This window comes from Helicobacter pylori NQ4053, assembly GCF_000274605.1.
Taxonomy (GTDB): Bacteria; Campylobacterota; Campylobacteria; order Campylobacterales; family Helicobacteraceae; genus Helicobacter; species Helicobacter pylori_CV.
Map to the genome: position 1 here is coordinate 121,478 of NZ_AKNV01000002.1, position 23,865 is coordinate 145,342.

The 23,865-nt window shown below is 39.0% G+C and carries 23 protein-coding genes and 1 tRNA gene; 13 read left to right on the forward strand and 11 right to left on the reverse strand.

Annotated features, from left to right (window positions below):
- Positions 1–2: 2 nt before the first annotated feature.
- From AYS37_RS01540 to AYS37_RS01565, 6 genes are all read right to left on the reverse strand, one after another.
- Positions 3–398: a hypothetical protein gene (locus AYS37_RS01540; RefSeq protein WP_001004135.1), complete on the reverse strand. Its 396-nt coding sequence runs from the start codon at positions 396–398 to the stop codon at positions 3–5.
- Complete coding sequence (locus AYS37_RS01545; protein WP_001206063.1) at positions 391–675, reverse strand: DUF2018 family protein; 285 nt, start codon at positions 673–675, stop codon at positions 391–393. Before AYS37_RS01545 ends, AYS37_RS01540 begins: the two co-directional genes overlap by 8 nt.
- A gap of 20 nt (positions 676–695) precedes the next feature.
- Positions 696–1,130 carry a DNA starvation/stationary phase protection protein gene (dps, locus tag AYS37_RS01550; RefSeq protein WP_000846455.1) on the reverse strand — a complete coding sequence of 145 codons (435 nt, stop codon included), beginning with the start codon at positions 1,128–1,130 and terminating at the stop codon, positions 696–698.
- Between the two features lie 208 nt (positions 1,131–1,338).
- Positions 1,339–2,484 carry an acid survival sensor histidine kinase gene (gene flgS, locus AYS37_RS01555; protein WP_000748575.1) on the reverse strand — a complete coding sequence of 382 codons (1,146 nt, stop codon included), beginning with the start codon at positions 2,482–2,484 and terminating at the stop codon, positions 1,339–1,341.
- The gene (locus AYS37_RS01560; protein ID WP_000609435.1) at positions 2,481–2,798 is read right to left on the reverse strand and encodes a hypothetical protein; all 318 of its coding nucleotides are present in this window, start codon (positions 2,796–2,798) and stop codon (positions 2,481–2,483) included. Before AYS37_RS01560 ends, flgS begins: the two co-directional genes overlap by 4 nt.
- Positions 2,795–3,823: a flagellar basal body P-ring protein FlgI gene (locus AYS37_RS01565; RefSeq protein WP_000832022.1), complete on the reverse strand. Its 1,029-nt coding sequence runs from the start codon at positions 3,821–3,823 to the stop codon at positions 2,795–2,797. The genes AYS37_RS01560 and AYS37_RS01565 overlap by 4 nt, the downstream gene beginning before the upstream one ends.
- A gap of 190 nt (positions 3,824–4,013) precedes the next feature.
- Here AYS37_RS01565 and AYS37_RS01570 point away from each other — a divergent pair, with 190 nt between their 5' ends.
- The 3 genes from AYS37_RS01570 to AYS37_RS01580 are packed head-to-tail and all read left to right on the forward strand — an operon-like array spanning position 4,014 to position 7,147.
- Positions 4,014–5,492, forward strand: coding sequence for a DEAD/DEAH box helicase (locus AYS37_RS01570; protein ID WP_000422526.1), 1,479 nt, complete (start codon positions 4,014–4,016; stop codon positions 5,490–5,492).
- 20 nt (positions 5,493–5,512) lie between these two features.
- The gene (locus AYS37_RS01575) at positions 5,513–6,601 is read left to right on the forward strand and encodes a prohibitin family protein (protein ID WP_001121052.1); all 1,089 of its coding nucleotides are present in this window, start codon (positions 5,513–5,515) and stop codon (positions 6,599–6,601) included.
- 6 nt (positions 6,602–6,607) lie between these two features.
- A complete protein-coding gene (locus tag AYS37_RS01580; protein ID WP_000157434.1) occupies positions 6,608–7,147 on the forward strand; it encodes a DUF2393 domain-containing protein in 540 nt (179 codons plus the stop codon).
- A 65-nt stretch (positions 7,148–7,212) separates the two neighbouring features.
- On the opposite strand, the gene AYS37_RS01585 is transcribed toward AYS37_RS01580, so the two are convergent.
- The 3 genes from AYS37_RS01585 to AYS37_RS01595 all read right to left on the reverse strand — a co-directional run bounded on the left by AYS37_RS01585 (position 7,213) and on the right by AYS37_RS01595 (position 9,973).
- Positions 7,213–8,763, reverse strand: coding sequence for a dipeptide ABC transporter ATP-binding protein (locus AYS37_RS01585; protein WP_000889859.1), 1,551 nt, complete (start codon positions 8,761–8,763; stop codon positions 7,213–7,215).
- 9 nt (positions 8,764–8,772) lie between these two features.
- Complete coding sequence (locus AYS37_RS01590; RefSeq protein WP_000116880.1) at positions 8,773–9,795, reverse strand: ABC transporter permease; 1,023 nt, start codon at positions 9,793–9,795, stop codon at positions 8,773–8,775.
- Between the two features lie 102 nt (positions 9,796–9,897).
- A tRNA-Ala gene (locus AYS37_RS01595) sits at positions 9,898–9,973 on the reverse strand.
- 158 nt (positions 9,974–10,131) lie between these two features.
- Between AYS37_RS01595 and hopF the strand changes: the two genes are divergently transcribed.
- The 7 genes from hopF (at position 10,132) to xseA (ending at position 17,743) form a co-directional block, all read left to right on the forward strand.
- Positions 10,132–11,574, forward strand: a complete 1,443-nt coding sequence (gene hopF / locus AYS37_RS01600) for a Hop family outer membrane protein HopF (protein ID WP_000788600.1) — start codon at positions 10,132–10,134, stop codon at positions 11,572–11,574.
- 12 nt (positions 11,575–11,586) lie between these two features.
- A complete protein-coding gene (gene hopG / locus AYS37_RS01605; RefSeq protein ID WP_001874493.1) occupies positions 11,587–12,996 on the forward strand; it encodes a Hop family outer membrane protein HopG in 1,410 nt (469 codons plus the stop codon).
- A gap of 98 nt (positions 12,997–13,094) precedes the next feature.
- Positions 13,095–14,330 (forward strand): adenylosuccinate synthase, encoded by a 1,236-nt coding sequence (purA, locus tag AYS37_RS01610; protein ID WP_000796142.1) that lies wholly within the window; start codon positions 13,095–13,097, stop codon positions 14,328–14,330.
- Positions 14,327–14,755 carry a flagellar export protein FliJ gene (locus AYS37_RS01615; RefSeq protein WP_000712854.1) on the forward strand — a complete coding sequence of 143 codons (429 nt, stop codon included), beginning with the start codon at positions 14,327–14,329 and terminating at the stop codon, positions 14,753–14,755. Before purA ends, AYS37_RS01615 begins: the two co-directional genes overlap by 4 nt.
- Positions 14,748–15,416, forward strand: coding sequence for a magnesium transporter MgtE N-terminal domain-containing protein (locus AYS37_RS01620; protein WP_001226710.1), 669 nt, complete (start codon positions 14,748–14,750; stop codon positions 15,414–15,416). Before AYS37_RS01615 ends, AYS37_RS01620 begins: the two co-directional genes overlap by 8 nt.
- Positions 15,413–16,468 carry an RIP metalloprotease RseP gene (gene rseP, locus AYS37_RS01625; RefSeq protein ID WP_000971221.1) on the forward strand — a complete coding sequence of 352 codons (1,056 nt, stop codon included), beginning with the start codon at positions 15,413–15,415 and terminating at the stop codon, positions 16,466–16,468. The genes AYS37_RS01620 and rseP overlap by 4 nt, the downstream gene beginning before the upstream one ends.
- Before the next feature lie 12 nt (positions 16,469–16,480).
- Entirely contained in the window at positions 16,481–17,743 is a 1,263-nt protein-coding gene (gene xseA, locus AYS37_RS01630) for an exodeoxyribonuclease VII large subunit (protein WP_000558321.1), read from the forward strand.
- An 18-nt stretch (positions 17,744–17,761) separates the two neighbouring features.
- Here the strand turns inward: xseA and AYS37_RS01635 are convergent, their stop codons facing one another.
- Positions 17,762–18,934, reverse strand: coding sequence for a DNA methyltransferase (locus AYS37_RS01635; RefSeq protein ID WP_080023632.1), 1,173 nt, complete (start codon positions 18,932–18,934; stop codon positions 17,762–17,764).
- Positions 18,927–19,541, reverse strand: a complete 615-nt coding sequence (locus AYS37_RS01640) for a hypothetical protein (protein WP_001874495.1) — start codon at positions 19,539–19,541, stop codon at positions 18,927–18,929. The genes AYS37_RS01635 and AYS37_RS01640 overlap by 8 nt, the downstream gene beginning before the upstream one ends.
- 189 nt (positions 19,542–19,730) lie before the next feature.
- On the opposite strand from AYS37_RS01640, the gene AYS37_RS01645 reads away from it, so the two are divergent.
- The 3 genes from AYS37_RS01645 (at position 19,731) to AYS37_RS01655 (ending at position 23,818) form a co-directional block, all read left to right on the forward strand.
- Entirely contained in the window at positions 19,731–20,420 is a 690-nt protein-coding gene (locus AYS37_RS01645; protein ID WP_000049996.1) for a BsaWI family type II restriction enzyme, read from the forward strand.
- Entirely contained in the window at positions 20,417–21,175 is a 759-nt protein-coding gene (locus AYS37_RS01650; RefSeq protein WP_000806046.1) for a DNA-methyltransferase, read from the forward strand. The genes AYS37_RS01645 and AYS37_RS01650 overlap by 4 nt, the downstream gene beginning before the upstream one ends.
- A 72-nt stretch (positions 21,176–21,247) precedes the next feature.
- The gene (locus tag AYS37_RS01655) at positions 21,248–23,818 is read left to right on the forward strand and encodes an ATP-dependent Clp protease ATP-binding subunit (protein ID WP_001047993.1); all 2,571 of its coding nucleotides are present in this window, start codon (positions 21,248–21,250) and stop codon (positions 23,816–23,818) included.
- Positions 23,819–23,865: the final 47 nt, after the last annotated feature.

Consider the following 23,865-nt stretch of genomic DNA (forward strand, 5'->3'; position numbering starts at 1 on the left):
CCTTAAGGCTCTTTAGGGGAAAAAACAAGGGGCATAAGGGCTAAAAATCTTAAAGTGGCTTTATCTTCTTTAAAATCTTTAAACACAAGCGACAGAACGCTGTTAGAAGAAAATTTTTCTTCAAAAACTTTGAGGTTGTAGGTGCTTCTCGCATGATCGGTGTATAAAATAAACTGGTAAGGGAAATGGTTAAAACGCATGTTGATGACTAAACCTTTATTAGCGTATAAAGTCCAATAGAGCGTGATTTCTTTGGTTTGTTCGTTAGAAGTGTCTTTGATAACGGCTCTAAACGCTTCATCTTTTTTTAATTCTAGCGTTTTATCGATCCCATAATCAAGTCCAAACGCCTTTAAAAAAACGAGGAATATCAAGCCATAGCGGATAAGCTCATTCATTCCCGCTGAGAATATTCGCCATGGATTGGATCACAATGTCTGTTTTTCTGCTCTCTATTTTTTGCTGCAACTCTTCATCCATTCTTAAAGCTTTAGCAAAAGATTCAAACTTTTCTTCCAAGCCTTCTTTTTCTATAAAAGTTTCCAAAAGAGCCAGAAGCTCTAAAAGCCTTTCTAGCTCTTTTTTAGAAAGCTTTTTGCTCGCATGAAAAATAATGTCATTCCACTTGTCTAAGGGGTTTCCCTCAAAAATTTCAAGTTCGCTATAATCTCTCATGCTGGCTTCTTTTTGTTGGCTTAAGCTAAATGGGCTTCTAGCATCCAAATGGATTTTTGCAACTTGGCTAATTGATCGTCCGCATAAGTTACGGTGACTTTATCGCCTTCTTTTTCAGCGGTGTTAGAAAGCTCTTTAAATTCTTTTTCTAGGTGTTTGTAATCACCTAGAATTTCTTTAAAGATGTCTTTAGAGTGGAAGCTCGTTTTAGTTTCTTCTTTAACACGAGTGAGTTTGAGCGCTTCGGATAAAGTGACTAAGGGGTGGTGTCCTAATTGAGCGATCCTTTCAGCGAGATCATCAAACATGTCCGCAAATTCTTCATAAATTTCTTCAGTGGCTTTATGCACATTGAAAAAATCAGTGCCTTTCACATTCCAATGGAAGTTATGCACTTTCATAAACAACACGATCGCATCCGCTTGCAAATGTTTTAAAATTTCAAATGTTTTCATCAAAAGTCCTTTTTTTATAAAATGTTTTAGGCTTTTATTTTCATAAAAACCTTGATCGCTATCCTACACCAAAAGAGTTAATAAAAAATTTTTTTGATCTTATTTTTGTCAAAAACTGATAAACCCTATTCAATTTAATATTCTTTAATCTTTTTAAAATTTTGTTTTATCGTAAAACTCATTTTTTAAGGGGGGATAATTATCCAAATTAAGAAGCGTTAAGAATCCTAATTTCAAAGGTTTTTTCTTGATTTTCTAATAGCGCAATGCTCCCTTCATGGGCCTTAACGACTTGTAAAGACAGGGCTAACCCTAGGCCATTACCCTTTAATTTAGTGGTTTCAAAAGGCTCAAATAAAGCGCTTTTGTTTTCCACTTCCTTGCCATTATCAATAATGGTGAAGACAATAAATTCATTTTGAATGAACGCTTCAATTTTGACTTGACCCTGTTCGCTCTCTTCTAAGGCTTCAATCGCATCAATAGCGTTATACAAGAAATTTTGCAACACAATCCCCATTAAATCAAAGTCAAAAAACCCTTCTTCATCGCTAAAATTAAAAAGAAAATCAATGTCTTTAGAGTAAGTGTAGCAATTTAGGGCTTCTTTGAGATCGCTCTCTAGCGTTTTCAAACTTTGCTTGGTGCGGTTGGCTTGAATGCCTTTAGAAAAAAGCAAGGTGGCTTTAATAATCCTTTCTACGCGCCATAAAGCTTTTTGCAATTCTACAACAATGGGCTTAGTCTTTTCGTTCGCATGCTTTAATAACACCGAAGCTAAAAGAGAGATAGAGCCTACGGGGTTTCTGATCTCATGGGCCAAATGCGCTGAGATTTTCCCCATAGAAGCGAGCCGCTCTTGGCGTTTTTGAGCGCTAATATCGGTTGCGGTGATGATTTGCTTGCCCTGAATGCTGTTTTGCTGGACTAAATAGCTTTTATTTTCATGTTCAATTTCGGTGTTAAAATTTCCTAATTTAGCCTTATTGAACACCTCATGGCTTTGATTGGCTAAAGAATTTTTATAAAAAAAGCTCCCGTTTTCATTCATCACCCAAATCGCTTGCGGTAAAATCTCTATGACCCATTCATAAAGGGCTTTATAATCCTTAAACTCCTTTTCCACCTTGTAGCTTTGTAAAATGAATTGGTTTAAAAGCTCTAATAACTCTTGCATGTCTTTTTTGTTGGAAAAATTTTCTAATAAATCTTCGCTCTCTTTGGGTTTAAAATTTTCTAATGAAATCACATTATTTTCGTTTTCTAACAACCCCTTGAAAGAAGAAGCCTTATCAGAGCGTTTTAAATGGGGGCGTTTCAAAGGGGAGTTTTTCAAGTGCTTGGATTTTTTCATGGTTTTTGTTTTTCTTGCTCTTTTAAGAAATTAAACAGCATTTCGCTATAACCAAAATTCCCGCTCAATTCTTTAGAAAGCGTGTCCTTATACATGGACGCATAAATTTCATCGCCTGGGGCTTTAGGATACAAGGGGTTATCCATTTTCATAGCGCTATCTAGCATGAATTTTAAAAGCAGCGCTTCAAAAGAATCGGTTTGCTCTTTGAGGAGCTTGTCGTTTTTATTTTGAGCCAACGCTTTTAATCTCTCTTCACTCGCTAATTTAGAAACGTTGTATTGCTCTAACATGGCTTTATTGTTGTTTATCATAGTATCTCCATTTCAGCGCTAATCGCACCGCTTTTTTTTAGGGCTTGCAAGATTGAAACCATCCCCTTAGCGCTCACGCCAATTTTTTGTAAGGCTTTTACCACCCCGGCAATGGTGATGCTTTTCCCGTTAGAGCTCAGCGTGTTGTGAGCGGTGTCTAAGGACATGTTATTGTCTAAATCCTGCGTGTTTTTAGAGTCATTTAAAGGCTCTTTAGTGATTTTAAGCGTGATGTCTTGGCTTGTAACCACTATAGGATGCACTATTATATCCACTCCTGAAACGATCGTGCCTGATTTTTCATCTACAATGATCTTATTTTTCGCGCTGTAATTAATAGGGATTTCTTGCACTAAGGCTAAAAACTCTACCATAGAAAGACGCTCTGGGCGGGTGATTTGAATGGTTTTTGGATCTAACGCTATCGCTACTTTATTGCCAAATACCTTATTTAAAGTGTTTTGCACTTGGATAGCGTTTTTAAAATTGGGGTTTTTCAGGCTTAAAACCATAGCGTTTTTATGGAACAAATCATACGAAACTTCCCTTTCAATAGTCGCTCCGTTGATGATATTGGCTGAGAGCAAGTTATTAGAATTACCCGAAACGATAGCCCCTTGAGCGAGGGCGTAAATATTCCCATCTACCGCATTTAAAGGAGTCATCACCAAAGTCCCTCCCTGAATGGATTTCGCATCGCCAATAGAAGAAATGTGAATATCAATTTTATCGCCCTGTCTTGCAAAGGGGGGCAAGGAGGCTGTAATCATCACGGCAGCGACATTTTTAGATTTAATATCATCTGCAGAGATTTTGACATTCACGCTCTCTAGCATGTTAGAAATGGATTGCATGGTGAATTTTGAGCCGGATTTATCCCCTGTGCCATTTAAGCCAATCACAAGCCCATAACCAATCAGTTGGTTATCCCTTACGCCCACCACGCTCGCTATATCGCCTATTTTTTCGGCCAAAAGCTCGTGGAAAGCTAATACAAAAATAAGACACAAAAACACCCGTTTCAATCAAACCCTTTCTTTATTCCCTAAATTCTAATTATTTTAGCATAAGCCTTTTATAAAAACTTTAAACCTAATTGAGCGCATTTTTATGCTATACTCAAAAATCTTATAAACTTTAAATCAAAGATTTTAATTTTAGCCTTTTATCAGCTTAAAGTTTCAAATTAAAATTAAATTGAGGTATGAATCTCCCATGGAATTGAATCAACCACCACTCCCTACAGAAATTGATGATGACGCTTATCATAAGCCGAGTTTTAATGATTTGGGCTTAAAAGAATCGGTTTTAAAATCCGTCTATGAAGCCGGTTTCACTTCCCCAAGCCCCATTCAAGAAAAGGCCATTCCGGCTGTTTTGCAAGGCCGAGATGTCATCGCACAAGCCCAAACAGGCACAGGAAAAACCGCCGCTTTCGCTCTGCCCATTATCAACAACCTTAAAAACAACCACACCATAGAGGCCTTAGTGATCACGCCCACTAGAGAATTAGCCATGCAAATTAGCGATGAGATTTTTAAATTGGGCAAACACACCAGGACTAAAACCGTGTGCGTGTATGGAGGCCAGAGCGTTAAAAAACAATGCGAATTTATTAAGAAAAACCCCCAAGTGATGATCGCTACACCAGGAAGATTGCTCGATCACTTAAAGAACGAGCGCATCCATAAATTTGTGCCTAAAGTGGTCGTTTTAGATGAAAGCGATGAAATGCTAGATATGGGGTTTTTAGATGATATTGAAGAGATTTTTGACTATCTCCCTAGCGAAGCGCAGATTTTGCTTTTTTCAGCCACGATGCCAGAGCCGATTAAAAGGCTAGCAGATAAGATTTTAGAAAACCCTATTAAAATCCATATCGCCCCGTCTAATATCACTAACACCGACATCACCCAACGCTTTTATGTGATCAATGAGCATGAGAGGGCCGAAGCGATCATGCGCCTTTTAGACACCCAAGCGCCCAAAAAAAGCATTGTTTTCACGCGCACCAAAAAAGAGGCCGATGAATTGCACCAATTCCTTGCTTCTAAAAATTACAAAAGCACCGCCTTGCATGGGGATATGGATCAAAGGGATCGGCGCGCTTCTATCATGGCGTTTAAAAAAAATGACGCTGATGTGTTGGTAGCTACAGATGTGGCGAGCCGAGGGCTTGATATTAGCGGTGTAAGTCATGTGTTTAATTACCACTTGCCCCTAAACACTGAGAGCTATATCCATCGCATTGGCAGAACCGGGCGAGCGGGCAAAAAAGGCATGGCGATCACTTTAGTAACCCCCTTAGAATACAAAGAGCTTTTACGCATGCAAAAAGAAATTGATTCAGAGATTGAACTTTTTGAAATCCCCACCATTAACGAAAATCAGATCATCAAAACCTTGCATGACGCTAAAGTGTCTGAAGGGATCATCAGCCTTTATGAACAGCTTACCGAAATTTTTGAGCCGTCTCAATTGGTTTTAAAACTTTTGAGTTTGCAGTTTGAAACCAGCAAAATCGGCTTGAACCAGCAAGAAATTGATGCGATTCAAAACCCTAAAGAGAAAACGCCAAAACTCTCTAACAAAAAAACGCACCCGCATGAGCCAGCGCGTTCTTTCAAAAAGAGCCATTACAGAGAAAAAGGCTCTAAAACGAACCACCATTCTAAAAAACCCAAACGCCGTTAAAATATTTAAAAAGGAAATTCATGCCCATTGATTTGAACGAACATTTAAAAAAGAAAAATCCTCAAAGAGAAACCCCCACGCCTAATACGCCTAATAATGGGGGGCGTTTCATTCCGCCGTCTAATTCTTTTAATTCTAAAAAACTATCGGTTTTAATTGTCATTGTCCTTTTAGGCGTTATCGCTTTTTTAGCCAAGCCTTTTGAAGTGATTAGCTCAGGAGAAATTGGTATTAAAATCACCGCCGGGAAATACGAACCCACCCCCTTACAGCCAGGAATCCACTTTTTTGTGCCTATCATTCAAGACATTCTCATTGTGGATACAAGGATCAGAAATATCAATTTTTCACGCACCGAAGACATGGGCGTGGCGGGTAAAAACCAAGGGATTTTTAGAAACGACGCTATTAATGTGATGGATAGCAGGGGTTTGACCGTTTCTATTGAACTCACCGTGCAATACCGCTTAAACCCCCAAACCACCCCCCAAACGATCGCTACTTATGGCTTGTCTTGGGAGCAAAAAATCATCAACCCTGTGGTGCGCGATGTGGTGCGCTCTGTGGTGGGGCGCTATCCGGCTGAAGATTTACCCATTAAGCGCAATGAAATCGCTGCTCTTATCAATAGCGGTATCAATAAAGAAGTTTCTAAGCTCCCTAACACCCCTGTGGAATTAAGCTCTATCCAATTGAGAGAAATCGTCTTGCCCGCTAAGATCAAAGAGCAAATTGAAAAAGTCCAAATCGCGCGCCAAGAATCAGAAAGGGTGAAATATGAGGTGGAGCGCTCCAAACAAGAAGCTCAAAAACAAGCCGCTTTGGCTAAAGGGGAAGCGGACGCTAACAGGATTAAGGCTCAGGGCGTGGCGGATGCGATAGTGATTGAGGCTAAGGCAAAATCTCAAGCCAATTTAAGCATTTCGCAAAGTTTGAGCGACAAGCTTTTAAGACTGCGCCAAATTGAAGTTCAAGGCCAGTTTAATGAAGCGTTAAAAACGAACAACAACGCTCAAATCATGCTCACTCCAGGTGGGGCTGTGCCTAATATTTGGATTGACACTAAAAGTAAGGTTAAATCTAGTATTGCCGAGACTAAAGAGCCTTAAAAACGCATGGCATCTCTTGCCTTTATCCAAGCTTTTTTGGAGTCTTTTAAGGGATTTTTAAGCCAAGCGACTTTAATCAGCGTTTTAATAGCGAGCGTTTTAATCCTTTTTTGCGCAGTTTTGCTCCTTTTGGCTTTGCTTTTAAGAAACCGCATAGCTAGCTATATGGCAACAACAGCTTTTTTGGGCGCGTTTTTGAGCATGCCTTTTGTTTTGAATATTTTACTCACTCAAGCGATTTACCCCATAGAAACACGCATCTTACACGCTAACCCTTTAAGTTATAGCAACGCCTTTTCTTTGCAAGTGGGAGTCAAAAACCATTCCAAATTCAGTCTAAACAAATGCGTTTTACGCCTAGAAGTGCTTAAAAACCCTCACAATTTTGTAGAAGAGCATGCGTTTAAATGGTTTGTCAAAAAAAGCTATGAAAAAACCTTTAAAGAAAAGATTTTGCCTGAAGAATCCAAGGTCTTTTCATTCTTTATTGACAACTACCCTTATTTAAAAACAGCCCCTTATCAAGTTTCTTTGTTTTGTTTATAAAAAAGATAACATTCATTAAAAAAGCGATTAAAAACGCTTAAAGGCATGAATTTTAAAATAAAGCTTTAAAGCCTGGATTCCAACAAACGCTTGGTATAAGCATGCTTAGGGTTGTCAAACACTTCTTCAATAGTGCCTGTTTCCACGATTTTCCCCTCACTTATCACTAACACCTTATCGCAAAACGCTTTGATCACATCTAAATCATGGCTGATAAACAAATAGCTCAAATCCTGCTTTTCTTGTAAATCCAACAATAATTCCAACACGCTTTTTTGAATGCTTTTATCTAAAGCAGAAGTGGGCTCATCTAAAAGAATGATTTTAGGTTTTAAGGCAATCGCTCTAGCGATCGCCACTCTTTGGCGCTCCCCACCGCTGAGCTCATAAGCGTAAAAGTTAAGCAATTCATGGTTTAAACACACTTCTTCTAAACAAAGTTCAGCTAAATGATGCCATTCTTCTTTGGAAGCTTTAGGGTAAGCAAAGCGCAGAGCTTCTGTTAAAATGCTTTGAATGCTTAAGCGAGGGTTTAATGATGCGTAAGGGTCTTGAAACACCATTTGCAAGATCTTGCGGTAGGGTTTGAACGCCTTAGAATTTAAAGGCCCCACGCTTTGGCCTAAAATCTTTTCTTCTCCGCTATTTAAAGCGAGTTTTAAAAGCCCTAACGCTAAAGAGCTTTTCCCGCTCCCGCTTTCGCCAATGATGCCGATGTTTTCTTTGGCTTTGAGGGAAAAATTGACTGATGCGATAAGGGGTTTTTTTAAAGAAGGCCTAAAGAAGCGTTTTTGCAAGTAATAAACGCTAAAATCTTCCACCTCTAAAAGCGTTTCATCTAGCGCTTTTAAATTTTTAGCGGGCAAGTTTGAAGCTTGAATCAAGAGTTTTGAATATTCGTGATTAGGGTCATTAAAAAGCTCTTTAGTGGAATTGGTTTCTACTATCTCGCCTTTTTTTAACACATAAACCCTATCAGCCAAGCGTTTGACAGCTTTTAAATCATGGCTAATGAATAAAAGGGCGATGTTTTTTTCCACGCTCAATTGCTTGAGCAAGTCTAAAATCTGGTTTTGGATTTGTGCATCTAGCGCGGTGGTAGGCTCATCGCAAATGAGCAGTTTGGGTGCATTAATAATGCCCATAGCGATACACACCCTTTGGCGCTGCCCTCCGCTCAACTCATAAGGGTAACGATCCAAAAATTTTTCGTCTAATTGGACTTGTTTCATGGCGTTTAAAACTTTTTCTTTAAGGAGCGTTTTAGAAGCGTTTTTATGGTGTAAAAAATAGGCTTCACTCATTTGCTTGCCGATTTTATGCAAGGGGTTTAGACTGGATAGGGGGTCTTGAGCGATGTAAGCGATAATATTCCCCCTTAAATGCTGCATAAATTCTTCGCTTTCTTTTAAAAGGTTGGTTGTTTCAAACAACACTTCGCCATTATGGGGTTTGAATCTGGGGTTTAAACGCATGATGAGATTAGCGATAGAGCTTTTCCCGCTCCCGCTTTCGCCCACGATCGCCACCCTTTCGCTAGGATTTAACGAAATATTGATGTTTTGGAGCGAAAAATGCGCGTTTAAAACGCAGTTCAAGTTTTTGATTTCTAGCATGTAACCCCCTTATTTGAGCATGTTAGCGTTGAAAGCATCGCGCACCCCTTCGCCAATGAACACCAAAACAGAAAGCAACAAGCTAATGGCTACAAACGCAACGATGGCTAAATGGGGCGTAGTGAGATTATCCTTGCCTTGATTGACTAATTCGCCCAAACTCGCGCTCCCTATAGGCATGCCAAAACCCAAGAAATCCAAAGACACTAAAGTAGAAATGCTAGCCGCCATTAAAAACGGCACATAAGTGATCGTTGCCACTAAAGCGTTGGGTAAAACATGGTAGAAAATGATTTTTAAATCATTCACCCCAAGCGCTCTAGCGGCTTTGGTGTAGTCCATATTCCTTGCTTTTAAAAACTCCGTACGCACGACTTGAGAAAGCCCCATCCAGCTAAAGAGCAAGACTAAAAACAAGATGATCCAGAAATTAGAATTAAACGCGCTAGAAATCACAATGAGTAAAAAAAGCATGGGGATCGCGCTCCAAATCTCGCTCAACCTTTGCCCCACTAAATCTATTAACCCTCCATAATACCCCTGAAACGCTCCCAAACTCACGCCAATAAGAACGCTAAAAAGGGTGAGTAAAATCCCAAACACTAACGAAACCCGATAGCCATAAACCAGCCTAGCTAACACATCTCTGGCTTGATCGTCTGTGCCTAAAAGGTGTTTGAAGCTTGGGGGGGTGGGGGCAGGCGAGTCTAAATCCATAATGATCGTATCGTAGCTATAAGGGATGAGCGCATGGATAATGAAAGCGTCTTTTAAAAGCGTGTTTTGCACATAAGGATCGTTATAGTCCGTAGGGGTGAAAAAATCGCCTCCAAACTCCACTTCCGCATAATTTTTAAACATGGGGAAATACGCTTTATTGTCTTTATAGATGAATAAGGGGCGATCATTGACCCACAAGGGGGCTAAAAGAGAAAGCGCTAATAAAGCGATAAAAAGATAGAGCGAAAACACCGCCCGCTTATTCTTTTTAAAACTCAGAATACGCATTTTAAACAAACTGCTCACGCTCAAACTCCCTTGATGAAAAACAATTCCTAAGATTATAATTAATTATGGGTAATACTAGCAAGAAAATGGGTTTGATCCATAAAGAAATAAGGATAAGCGTAATGATGGTGGAGTGTAGGGGGTTCGAACCCCTGACCTCAACGCTGCCAGCGTTGCGCTCTCCCAACTGAGCTAACACCCCAAATAAAATTAAGCGAGCATTATAACATTTTGCTTAAAAGATGTCAATTTGATGCTTTTTTGAAACACTTAATAGCAAATTAAGAATGATTATCTTAAAATTAGAGAGTTTCTTTTATGGATTAAGTAAAATCACTTATCAAAGCAAAAAGGATATTTTTGAAAAACCACTCCTTTAAAAAAACGATTGCTCTTTCCTTACTAGCGGGCATGTCTTTGTGTAACGCTGAAGAAGATGGGGCGTTTTTTATCATAGATTATCAAACGAGTTTGGCCAGACAGGAATTGAAAAATCCAGGCTTCACTCAAGCGCAAGAATTAAAGCAGTTAATCAGAGATGGGGCTGTGAGGTTGCAAACTTCTGCCATTCCCTTATCCTACTACTTGGATATTTTAGGGAATAAAACAGCAACTCTTTTGCGTGAAAGCCTGAAAAATAATGCGCAACCATCACAGCCAAACGGACAATCAAACCCAGCCTTAGTCAATTTAGAGCAATCTCTAGGGATTTTAGGAAAACTATTAGATCTGTCCCAACAATACGCTAGTCAGGGTGTCATTAAGCCTTTGGTGGTGGATGTGGGGAACAAACAAATTGGTATCACGGATAGCATGCTCTTAGTGGCTCAAAACATCGTTTTAGCTTTAGGGCAAGTGGATTTGAGTAAAATCCAAAAAAACAATAACGAACAGCTATACGAAAACATCATGAAAGTCATGCTTTTAGGCACGGGCGGGACTAATGGAGCGTATAACGGCGTGAGTGTGGGCGATATCGCCACGGGCATGCAAAATTTTTCTTCGCAAACGGGCTTGATAGGGGCTAATTCTACGGTTAGCGAGATCAACGCTTTGATTAAGAGCGGGATTTCTTTGGATCGTGAGACTTTGAGGTTAGGGAGTTTTATTGAAAAAAATATTTGTAGCAGTGTATCGTCTTGTTTTAGTGGGAATCAGCTTATCTATAAGAAAGGGCTAGATAGAGTCATAAACATTATTAACGCGAGTTTGGGTCAGTTTGAATCTTCGGCTAGTTCTCTTTATAAGATTTCTTATATCCCTAACCTCTTTTCGCTCAAAGATTATCAGTCAGCGAGCATGAACGGCTTTGGGGCTAAGATGGGCTATAAGCAATTTTTCACCCATAAGAAGAATATTGGCTTAAGGTATTACGGGTTTTTGGATTATGGCTATGCGAATTTTGGCGATACGAATTTAAAAGTGGGGGCGAATCTTGTTACTTATGGGGTAGGAACGGATTTTTTATACAACGTGTATGAACGCTCCAGAAGGAGGGAAAGGACTACGATCGGTCTTTTCTTTGGCGCTCAAATTGCAGGGCAAACTTGGAGCACTAATGTAACGAATTTATTGAGCGGGCAAAGGCCTGATGTCAAGTCCAGTTCGTTCCAATTTTTGTTTGATTTGGGCGTGCGCACCAACTTTGCAAAAACCAATTTCAATAAGCACAGGCTAGACCAAGGGATAGAATTTGGGGTGAAAATCCCTGTTATCGCTCATAAATATTTTGCAACCCAAGGCTCAAGTGCGAGCTATATGAGGAATTTTAGCTTCTATGTGGGCTATTCAGTCGGTTTTTAAGGAAGGCTCTTGATGAAAAATACCAATACAAAAGAGATAAAGAATACAAGAATGGAAAAAGGTCAATACCACGCGCTCAAAAAGGGGCTTTTGAAAACCGCTCTGCTTTTTAGCCTTCCTTTAAGCGTGGCGTTAGCTGAAGACGATGGCTTTTATATGGGAGTGGGCTATCAAATCGGTGGCGCGCAACAAAACATCAATAACAAAGGCAGCACCCTAAGGAATAATGTCATTAATGATTTCCGCCAAGTGGGCGTGGGTATGGCAGGGGGTAACGGGCTTTTAGCCTTAGCGACAAACACGACCATGGACGCTCTTTTAGGGATAGGCAATCAAATTATTAACACTAATACAACTGTTGACAACAGCAACGCAGAGTTAACCCAGTTTAAAAAAATACTCCCCCAAATTGAGCAACGCTTTGAGGCGAATAAAAACGCTTATAGCGTTCAAGCCTTGCAAGTGTATTTGAGTAATGTGCTGTATAACTTGGTTAATAATAGTAATAATGGCAGCAATAATGGAGTCGTTCCTGAATATGTGGGGATTATAAAAGTTCTCTATGGTTCTCAAAATGAATTTAGCCTCTTAGCCACGGAGAGTGTGGCGCTTCTAAACGCGCTTACAAGGGTGAATCTGGATAGCAATTCGGTGTTTTTAAAAGGGCTTTTAGCCCAAATGCAGCTTTTTAATGACACTTCTTCAGCAAAGCTAGGCCAGATCGCAGAAAACTTGAAGAATAGTGGTGCAGGATCAATGCTCCAAAAGGATGTGAAAACCATCTCAGATCGAATCGCTACTTATCAAGAGAATCTAAAACAGCTAGGAGGAATGCTAAAGAATTACGATGAGCCTTACTTGCCCCAATTTGGGCCAGGTACAAGCTCTCAGCATGGGGTTATTAATGGCTTTGGCATTCAAGTGGGCTATAAGCAATTTTTTGGGAGCAAGAGGAATATAGGCTTACGGTATTACGCTTTCTTTGATTATGGCTTTACGCAATTGGGCAGTCTTAGCAGCGCTGTTAAGGCGAATATCTTTACTTATGGCGCTGGCACAGACTTTTTATGGAATATCTTTAGAAGGGTTTTTAGCGATCAGTCCTTGAATGTGGGGGTGTTTGGGGGCATTCAAATAGCGGGTAACACTTGGGATAGCTCTTTAAGAGGTCAAATTGAAAACTCGTTTAAAGAATACCCCACTCCCACGAATTTCCAATTTTTATTTAATTTGGGTTTAAGGGCTCATTTTGCCAGCACCATGCACCGCCGGTTTTTGAGCGCGTCTCAAAGCATTCAGCATGGGATGGAATTTGGCGTGAAAATCCCGGCTATCAATCAAAGGTATTTGAAAGCGAATGGGGCTGATGTGGATTACAGGCGTTTGTATGCATTCTATATCAATTACACGATAGGTTTTTAGGCTCTTTTTAGGGCTTATAAAGAGGCTTTTTACTTTTTTTTGGTATTCTAACAAGCTTTTAAACAATCCAATCTACTTTGTTTTAAGGATAATATTTTATGGCAGATGTCGTTGTGGGGATCCAGTGGGGAGATGAGGGGAAGGGAAAAATTGTTGATAGGATCGCTAAAGATTATGACTTTGTAGTACGCTATCAAGGCGGGCATAATGCCGGGCATACCATTGTGCATAAGGGGGTTAAGCATTCTTTGCATTTAATGCCCTCAGGGGTTTTATACCCCAAATGCAAGAATATCATTTCTAGCGCGGTGGTTGTGAGTATTAAGGATTTGTGCGAAGAAATCAGCGCGTTTGAGGATTTAGAAAATCGTTTGTTTGTCAGCGACAGAGCCCATGTGATCTTGCCTTATCATGCCAAAAAAGACGCTTTTAAAGAAAAATCTCAAAACATCGGCACGACTAAAAAAGGCATAGGCCCTTGCTATGAGGATAAAATGGCCAGGAGCGGGATAAGAATGGGGGATTTATTAGACGATACCATATTAGAAGAGAAACTAAAAGCGCATTTCAAAGCCATTGAGCCTTTTAAGGAAGCGTATGATTTAGGTGAGAATTACGAAAAGGATTTGAGGGAGTATTTTAAAACTTACGCTCCAAAAATTTGCCCCTTTATCAAAGACACGACAAGCATGCTGATAGAAGCGAACCAAAAGGGTGAAAAAATCCTATTAGAAGGGGCGCAAGGCACGCTTTTAGACATTGATTTAGGGACTTACCCTTTTGTAACAAGCTCTAACACCACGAGCGCTAGTGCTTGCGTGAGCACCGGCTTAAACCCTAAAGCGATCAATGAAGTGATAGGCATCACGAAAGCGTATTCTACTCGTGTGGGAAATGGGCCTTTCCCTAGCGAAGACACTACACCCATGGGCGATCATTTAAGGACTAAGGGCGCGGAGTTTGGAACGACAACCAAGCGCCCAAGGCGTTGCGGATGGCTGGATTTGGTGGCTTTAAAATACGCTTGCGCTTTGAATGGTTGCACGCAATTAGCTTTAATGAAATTAGATGTTTTGGATGGGATTGATGCGATTAAGGTGTGCGTGGCTTATGAAAGAAAGGGCGAAAGATTAGAGGCTTTCCCTAGCGATTTGAAAGATTGCATGCCTGTTTATCAAACTTTTAAAGGCTGGGAAAAAAGCGTGGGCGTGAGAAAATTAGACGATTTAGAGCCAAACGCTAGAGAGTATATCCGTTTTATTGAAAAAGAAGTGGGGGTAAAAATTGGCCTTATTTCTACAAGCCCTGAAAGAGAAGACACGATTTTTCTATGAAAAAATTCGCTTCTGTGTTGGTGCAATTAAAAACCCTTGCGTTAGAAAAAATAGAGCGAAAGCTTGAAAGCAAGCGTTTAGAATTGCGACAAAATGAGCGAGAAATTTTGGACAAACAAGCCCAATTGAGCGCGTTTAAAAACCCTGAGTTGGGGGGAATGAGCCTTTTTTTACAAACCCAGCAATTAAAAAGCGCTTTAAGATTGGAGATAGAACATTGCCAACAAGAGGGCGAGAATTTAAACAAGGATTTAAAGATTTTAGAAAAAGATTACCTTTTAGCTAACCAAGAGTTAGAAAAAGCTAAAATCATTTTAGAAAACGAAAAGCAAAAAGAAAAGGAATTTTTGGAAAAAAAAGAGCAGGCTCTTTTAGACGAAAACGCCATGATTTTACACTGGCAAAAAGAGGGCTTGCATGCGTAAAATCTTGTTAATGGGCTTGATTTTACAAGCACTCTTTAGCGAAGAAGCCGCGCAAGAATTGTTGCAATGCTCTGCGATTTTTGAATCTAAAAAAGCCGAATTGAAAGACGATTTGCGCCGATTGAGTGAAAAAGAGCAGTCTTTAAGGATCTTGCAAACCGAAAACGCCCGCCTTTTAGATGAAAAAACCGATCTGTTGAACCAAAAAGAAAAAGAAGTGGAAGAAAAACTGAAAAATTTAGCCGCTAAAGAAGAAGCCTTTAAAACCTTACAAACGGAAGAAAAAAAACGCCTTAAAAATTTGATAGAAGAAAATGAAGAAATTTTAAGAGAAATCAAGCAGGCTAAAGACAGTAAGATTGGCGAGACTTATTCTAAAATGAAAGATTCTAAATCGGCTCTGATTTTAGAAAATCTACCCACTCAAAACGCCTTAGAAATTTTAATGGCGCTAAAACCCCAAGAACTCGGTAAAATTTTAGCCAAAATGGATCCTAAAAAAGCGGCGGCTTTGACAGAATTGTGGCAAAAACCCCCAAAAGAAAATAAAGAAAATAAAGAAAGCCAAAAAACCACAGATCCAACGCCCCCCACACCACCCACGCCTCCCAAAGAGCCAACCCTAAAAGATCCTAATGTAAAAGAGCCAACAGGGGTATGATGTTTATTGTAGCAATTTTAATGCTGGCGTTTTTGATCTTTGTCCATGAGTTAGGGCATTTTGTTATTGCTAGGATTTGTGGGGTGAAAGTGGAAGTGTTTAGCATTGGTTTTGGTAAAAAACTCTGGTTTTTCAAGCTTTTTGGCACGCAATTCGCTTTGTCTTTGATCCCGCTTGGGGGCTATGTGAAATTAAAGGGCATGGATAAAGAAGAAAATGAAGAAAATGAAATTAATCAAGCGAATGATAGCTACGCGCAAAAAAGCCCTTTCCAAAAGCTATGGATATTATTTGGGGGGGCGTTTTTTAATTTTCTTTTTGCGGTTTTAGTGTATTTTTTTCTGGCATTGAGCGGGGAAAAAGTCTTACTGCCAATCATTGGCGACTTAGAAAAAAACGCGCTAGAGGCCGGGCTGTTAAAGGGGGATAAAATCCTTTCTATCAACCATCAAAAAATAGCGAGTTTTAGAGAGATTAGAGGCATAGTGGCGCGTTCTCAAGGCGAGTTAATTTTAGAAATAGAGCGAAATAATCAGATTTTAGAAAAACGACTGACCCCCAAAATCGTGGCGGTAATAAGCGATTCTAACGATCCTAATGAAATCATCAAATATAAAGTAATAGGCATTAAACCGGACATGCAAAAAATGGGCGTTGTCTCTTATTCCTTAATTCAAGCGTTCAAGCAGGCCTTGAGTCGGTTTAAAGAGGGCGTTGTTTTGATCGTGGATTCTTTAAGGCGTTTGATTATGGGGAGCGCTTCAGTTAAGGAATTGAGCGGGGTAATAGGCATTGTGGGAGCGTTAAGCCATGCCAATAGCGTGAGCATGCTTTTGTTGTTTGGGGCGTTTTTGTCCATCAATTTAGGGATTTTAAATTTATTACCCATCCCCGCCTTAGATGGGGCGCAAATGCTAGGGGTTGTTTTTAAAAATATTTTTCATATCACTTTGCCAACACCCATACAAAATGCGTTGTGGCTAGCGGGGGTGGGGTTTTTGGTTTTTATCATGTTTTTAGGGCTTTTCAATGACATCACTCGTTTGCTATAAAAGGGGGAATTGATGCATGTATTGAGCGTGAGCGAAATCAATGCGCAGATCAAAGCCCTTTTAGAAACGACTTTTTTGCAAGTTAGGGTTCAAGGGGAAGTGAGTAATTTGACTATCCACAAGGTGAGCGGCCATGCGTATTTTTCGCTCAAAGACAGCCAGTCGGTTATTAAATGCGTGCTGTTTAAAGGGAACGCTAACAGGCTTAAATTCGCTTTAAAAGAAGGGCAGGAAGTGGTTGTTTTTGGGGGTGTTAGCGTGTATGTTCCAAGGGGGGATTATCAAATCAATTGCTTTGAAATAGAGCCTAAAGATATAGGTTCATTAACTTTAGCTTTAGAGCAATTGAAAGAAAAATTACGCCTTAAAGGCTATTTTGATGAAGCGAATAAATTACCCAAACCGCATTTTCCTAAACGAGTGGCAGTCATCACTTCTCAAAATTCAGCCGCTTGGGCGGACATGCAAAAGATCGCTTCCAAACGATGGCCGATGTGTGAATTAGTCTGCATCAATACCTTAATGCAAGGGGAAGGGTGCGTTCAAAGCGTGGTGGAGAGCATCGCTTATGCGGATAGTTTTCATGACACAAAAAACGCTTTTGATGCGATTGTAGTGGCTAGGGGTGGGGGGAGCATGGAGGATTTGTATTCTTTCAATGATGAGAAAATCGCTGATGCTTTGTATTTGGCTAAAACTTTCAGCATGTCAGCTATCGGGCATGAGAGCGATTTTTTATTGAGCGACTTAGTGGCGGATTTAAGGGCTTCTACGCCTTCAAACGCGATGGAGATCTTGCTCCCTAATAGCGATGAATGGTTGCAAAGACTTGATGGGTTTAATGTAAAATTGCGCCGCTCTTTTAAAACTTTGCTCCATCAAAAAAAGGCGCATTTAGAGCATTTAGCGGCTTCTTTAAAACGATTGAGTTTTGAAAACAAGCACCATTTAAACGCTTTAAAATTAGAGAAATTAACAATCGCTTTAGACAATAAAACCTTAGAATTTTTACGCCTTAAAAAAACGCTTTTAGAAAAAATCTCTACCCAACTATCCACAAGCCCTTTTTTACAAACCAAAACAGAGCGCTTAAACAGGCTAGAAAACGCCCTCAAACTCGCTTACGCAAATTTGAAACTGCCCCAATTCGGGGCGTTTGTGAGTAAAAATGATCAAGCGATAGAATTAGAGGCATTAAAAAGGGGCGATAAAATTGAATTAAACAATGAAAAAGCCAGAGCGAGCGCTGAAATTTTGGGCGTGGATAGGGTGTAGGGGTTTGAAAAATAAGATTTAAGATACAATAGATTTTGTTTTTAAAATTTCGTATTCACTTCTTTTAATGATCTTTTCTAAACGCAATAGCATGATGTTTGAAATCGTGTTTTGATACCCCTTATTTTTTAAAATGCTAATAGCTTGCGGGTTATTTTTAATTTTTTCTTCTTTTTGGCACAAATAAAAAGACCAGTTCAAATAATGATCCCTATTAGCTTCTATAACCGCTTGCGCTGTTGTCCCGCTGCCTGCAAAAAAATCTAAAATAATAGAATCTTTAGGGGTGGAGCATAACAATAAATATTTAATCAATCCTACAGGTTTTGGTGTCTTAAAAAGCCCCTTTAAGCCTAATTTTTCTAAATCTTTTGTGCCTTGTCGGCTATAAAAATCCAACACGCTCAAACAATTATCTTGCGATTCTTTTAGGTAGTGTTTTTCATAAGGACGATTGTTCTTAAAAATAAGCCTGTTTTGATAATATAACTCCTTAAGCTTTTCATCGCTGCTCCACCCTCTGCTTTTTAGGGGTTCTAAAAAAAGATTGATTTCTTCTATCGCTACACTGCGTGGGTTTGAAGGCGTGGATAAATCTTTAGCGAAATAAATCTCACCTTTTTCATCCACCAAATTATAATTTTTTAAAAAATTAAAATGTTCTTTTTGAGATAATTCTTTGATTTGTTCTTTTAAGACAAGTTGGGCTTGAGCTTGTCCTTTTTGTTTAAAAACATTCTTAATCGTTCGCATTAAATCTTTCAAGGGTTTAGCATAAATGGGCAAAAGCGTTCGTAAGATTTTAAAACCAGGAGCGAGCGCTTTATTTTTAGCATAGCTTAAAACATACTCATGGGTAATGTTGATGTGTTTAGCGTTAGATCTTGTGGCTTGTTTAGTGATAAAAGTGCCTAAAAAATTGCACGTTCCAAAAATTTCATTGGCAATGATTTTAACTTCAGCCATTTTATTATCATCTATGGAAATAAAAATACAACCACTTTGCTTTAACGCAGCCTTTGCTAAAATCAAATGTTCTTTAATCCATTTTTCATAGTCAGCATGATCGTCTTCATATTCAAAGTTAGAACTTTTGGTGTTATAAGGGGGGTCTATATAGATGGTTTGGATGCTTTCTTTTTCTATTCTTTTCAAACACTCCAAAGCTTCCATGATAAAAACTTTATGCAAGATAATTTTCCCAAGAAAAATGACCAAACTTAAGATTAAAAAGATTGATAAGCTCTTGTTCTTTTGAATCAATGGGTTTTATTTTAAAATCAAATTCTTTGATTAATTTACTAATTCCTATCGTTTGAGTTGAACGCCTGCTTTCGTTATGACACTCTTTCACTTTTTGTTCTAAATACAATCCCATTTCAGGGTGCTTTCCATAAACAATGAATAAAAGATTAGAAATATTATTCCAAACACCCACGGCTAAAGTCGTTTTAATATCGCAAAAAACTTTGGCTTTTTCTAAAGTGGTGTCATTAAAAGTCGCACTCCAAGTTTTACTTTGAAAAGATACTTGTTTGATTTCTAAAAATTCATCGCTTGAACTTCTTTTAGCATCAAGGCCATGCTTTTGGGTATTGATGAGATCATAATCTAAATATAAAGCCACCATGCTATCTCTCAATTCATTCAAAAATGAATCGTTGTCATGTTTATTGTATTTATTTTGAATTTCTTCAATTGGCTTTAGTGCTTGATAGCTTTCTGTAATGAAGTTTCTATCAATGGGTTCAAAGTGCCCTTTATTAAAAAATCCCAAAGATTGATTTAAAAATTGCATATCTAGCCCTTTGATTAAATTCTTTCAATATTATTTTAGTGAAAATATATGATTCATTAGCAATACTTTTAAGCAGAATATCTAAAATTTGCACTTCATTATTTATCATAAGTTTGTTTTAAATGCGAGCCATTATAAAAAAGTTTTGTATTATAATTTGATGGATTTCTATTGATTAAGGTGTTTGGATTGAGTTTGGCGGATATTATTTTAGAGTGTTTTAAAGATTTTATGAGAGAGCACCCTGAGCCTTACAAGTTTTTACAGGTTTTTTATGCGCAAGAAAAAGAACGCTTTTTAAACCATAAAATGAACGATTATATCAAGCAAAATAAAAGCAAGGAAGAAGCCAGTATTTTGGCCAGACAAGGCTTTGTCAGCACCATAGGAAGGGTGTTAGAAAAAATCATAGAACTTTTATTAAAAGATTTTTGTATTAAAAACAATGTCAAAATGACGAACGATAAAATCTTAACGGCTAAGCGCATTAATGGCGAGTTGGATAGAGTCAAACGGGCTTTATTGGTGCATTTTGGAGGCTATAGCGTTTTGCCAGATATTATTCTTTATCAAACCAACAAGGATAATGTCAAAATTCTAGCGATTTTATCGGTAAAAAATTCGTTTAGAGAGCGTTTCACAGAAACGCCTTATTGGAAATTAAAACTCTTACAATCGCCTATAACTTCTCACATTAAAGTTTTCATGATAACACCGGATAACGATGATGAAATCAGCTTTAAAGACAAGCCTAAAAAGGCTAGGATCGTCATGGAGCATGAATTAGATGGTCTTTATTTAGCCAAAAGCCATTTTGATCAAAGCCCTAAAATCAAGGGCATAGAAAATTTGTTAGAAGATTTAAAAAGGCTTTTATGAAACCTTATTTCAGTTTGGAGAAATTGGATTTATACCATGGCGATGCGAGCGTTTTAGAGACTTTTGAAAAAGGTTTTTATGATTTGTGCGTTACCTCACCGCCCTATAATTTGAGTATTGAATATCAAGGGAGTAATGATTTTAGGGCTTATGATGATTATTTGAATTGGTGCAAAAATTGGCTTAAAAATTGTTATTTTTGGGGTAAGGAACAGGCGAGATTGTGCTTGAATGTCCCTTTAGACACGAATAAACATGGCAAGCAAAGTTTAGGGGCTGATATTACTATAGTGGCTAAAGAATGCGGTTGGAAATACCAAAATACGATCATTTGGAATGAAAGCAATATTTCAAGACGCACCGCTTGGGGGAGTTGGCTGCAAGCTAGCGCGCCTTATGCTATCGCTCCTGTGGAGTTGATTGTTGTTTTTTATAAAAACGAATACAAACGAAAAAAACAAACTTCTACAATCAGTAAAGAGGAATTTTTACTCTACACGAACGGGCTTTGGAATTTTAGCGGTGAATCCAAAAAACGCCTAAAACACCCAGCCCCATTCCCAAGGGAATTACCCAAGCGTTGCATCCAATTGTTTTCTTTTTTGGAAGACACGATTTTTGATCCTTTTAGCGGCTCTGGCACGACTATTTTAGAGGCCAACGCTTTAGGGCGTTTTAGCGTGGGTTTAGAGATTGAAAAAGAATATTGCGAATTGTCTAAAAAGCGTATTTTGGAGAGTTTGTCGTTAGTGTGAGCGTTTTAAAAACCTTTGAGGGTTAAAATAGTGTAAAATAGTAAAAATTTTAAAACTCAAAAAGGATTGATAATGAATTTATTTGAAAAAATGACTGACCAATTGCATGAGACTTTAGACAGCGCGCTCGCTTTAGCCTTACACCATAAAAACGCTGAAGTAACGCCCTTGCACATGCTTTTTGTCATGCTCAATAACTCCCAAGGCATCCTCATTCAAGCCTTACAAAAAATGCCTGTGGATATTCAAGCTTTAAGGCTTAGCGTTCAAAGCGAGCTGAATAAGTTTGCTAAAGTTTCACAAATCAGCAAGCAAAATATCCAATTAAACCAAACTCTAATCCAAAGTTTAGAAAACGCTCAAGGTTTGATGGCTAAAAGGGGCGATTCTTTCATCGCTACCGATGTGTATCTTTTGGCGAATATGAGCCTTTTTGAAAGCGTTCTAAAGCCTTATTTAGACACTAAGGAATTGCAAAAAACTTTAGAATCTTTAAGAAAAGGCGCGACTATCCAAAATAAAAACGACGATTCCAATTTGGAAAGTTTAGAAAAATTTGGCATTGATTTGACGCAAAAAGCTCTAGAAAATAAGCTGGATCCCGTGATCGGGAGGGATGAAGAAATCATTCGCATGATGCAAATTTTGATTAGAAAAACAAAAAATAACCCTATTTTACTGGGCGAGCCTGGAGTGGGGAAAACGGCTGTTGTGGAAGGGTTAGCCCAACGCATTGTGAATAAGGAAGTGCCTAAAACGCTTTTAAACAAACGGGTCGTCGCTTTAGATTTGAGCTTATTGGTGGCTGGGGCGAAATACAGAGGCGAGTTTGAAGAGCGCCTGAAAAAGGTGATTGAAGAAGTTAAAAAAAGCGCGAATGTGATTTTATTCATTGATGAAATCCACACGATTGTAGGGGCTGGGGCTAGTGAGGGGGGCATGGATGCGGCTAATATTTTAAAACCCGCGCTCGCTAGGGGAGAATTGCACACGATTGGAGCGACCACTCTGAAAGAATACCGCAAGTATTTTGAAAAAGACATGGCGCTACAAAGGCGTTTCCAACCCATTTTACTCAATGAGCCTAGCATCAATGAAGCTTTACAGATTTTAAGGGGGTTGAAAGAAACTTTAGAAACGCACCATAATATCACCATCAATGACTCTGCGCTCATAGCGAGCGCTAAACTCTCCAGCCGTTATATCACCGATAGGTTTTTACCCGATAAAGCGATTGATTTGATTGATGAGGGGGCGGCTCAATTAAAAATGCAAATGGAATCAGAACCGGCAAAACTTTCTAGCGTTAAACGCTCCATTCAAAGACTAGAAATGGAAAAACAAGCCCTTGAAATGGAAAACAAAGAGAGCAACCACAAACGCATGCAAGAAATCCTTAAAGAATTGAGCGATTTGAAAGAAGAAAAAATCCAATTAGAAGCACAATTTGAAAACGAAAAAGAAGTGTTTAAAGAAATTTCACGCTTGAAAATGGAAATGGAGGGCTTGAAAAAAGAGGCTGAAAGGTTTAAACGCAATGGGGATTACCAGCAAGCGGCTGAAATTGAATACTCTAAAATCCCTGAAAAGGAAAAGAAAGAAAAAGAATTGCAGCATAAATGGGAAGCGATGCAACAAAACGGGGCGTTGTTGCAAAACGCTTTAACCGAAAACAACATCGCTGAGATCGTGAGCCAATGGACGCACATCCCGGTCCAAAAAATGCTCCAAAGCGAAAAAAATAGGGTTTTAAACATTGAAAGCGAATTGCAAAAAAGAGTGGTGGGGCAAGAAAAAGCGCTCAAAGCGATCGCTAAAGCGATTAAAAGGAATAAGGCCGGCCTTAGCGATAGCAACAAGCCCATAGGGAGTTTCCTCTTTTTAGGGCCAACAGGCGTGGGTAAAACCGAGAGCGCTAAAGCCTTGGCGCAATTCTTGTTTGATAGCGATAAAAATCTTATACGAATTGACATGAGCGAATACCTAGAAAAGCACTCTATAAGCCGTCTTATTGGGGCCGCTCCTGGGTATGTGGGCTATGAAGAAGGCGGGCAATTGACCGAAGCGGTGCGCAGAAAACCTTATAGCGTGGTGTTATTAGATGAAGTGGAAAAAGCCCATCCGGATGTGTTTAACCTCTTGTTGCAGGTTTTAGATGAGGGGCATTTAACTGATAGTAAGGGCGTGAGGGTGGATTTCAAAAACACGATTTTGATTTTAACCAGCAATGTGGCTAGCGGTGCGCTTTTAGAAGAGGATTTGAGTGAGGCCGATAAACAAAAAGCGATTAAAGAGAGCCTGAGACAATTCTTCAAGCCGGAATTTTTAAACCGCTTAGATGAAATCATCTCCTTTAACGCTCTAGATAGTCATGCTATCATTAATATCGTGGGGATACTCTTTGAAAACGTTCAAAAAAAAGCGCTTGAAAGGGGCATTAATATAACCCTAGACGAAAAAGCAAAAGCATTGATCGCCGAAGCAGGGTTTGACAGATTCTATGGTGCTAGACCCCTAAAACGCGCGCTCTATGAAATGGTAGAAGACAAGCTCGCTGAACTCATTTTAGAGGATAAAATTAAAGAGAATGACAGCGTGGCGTTTGTGGTAGAAAATAACGAGATTGTGCCTAAGATTAAGTGAGATTTGGTTATCCTAAAAAAATAAGAAATGGTTATTTTGAAAAAAGG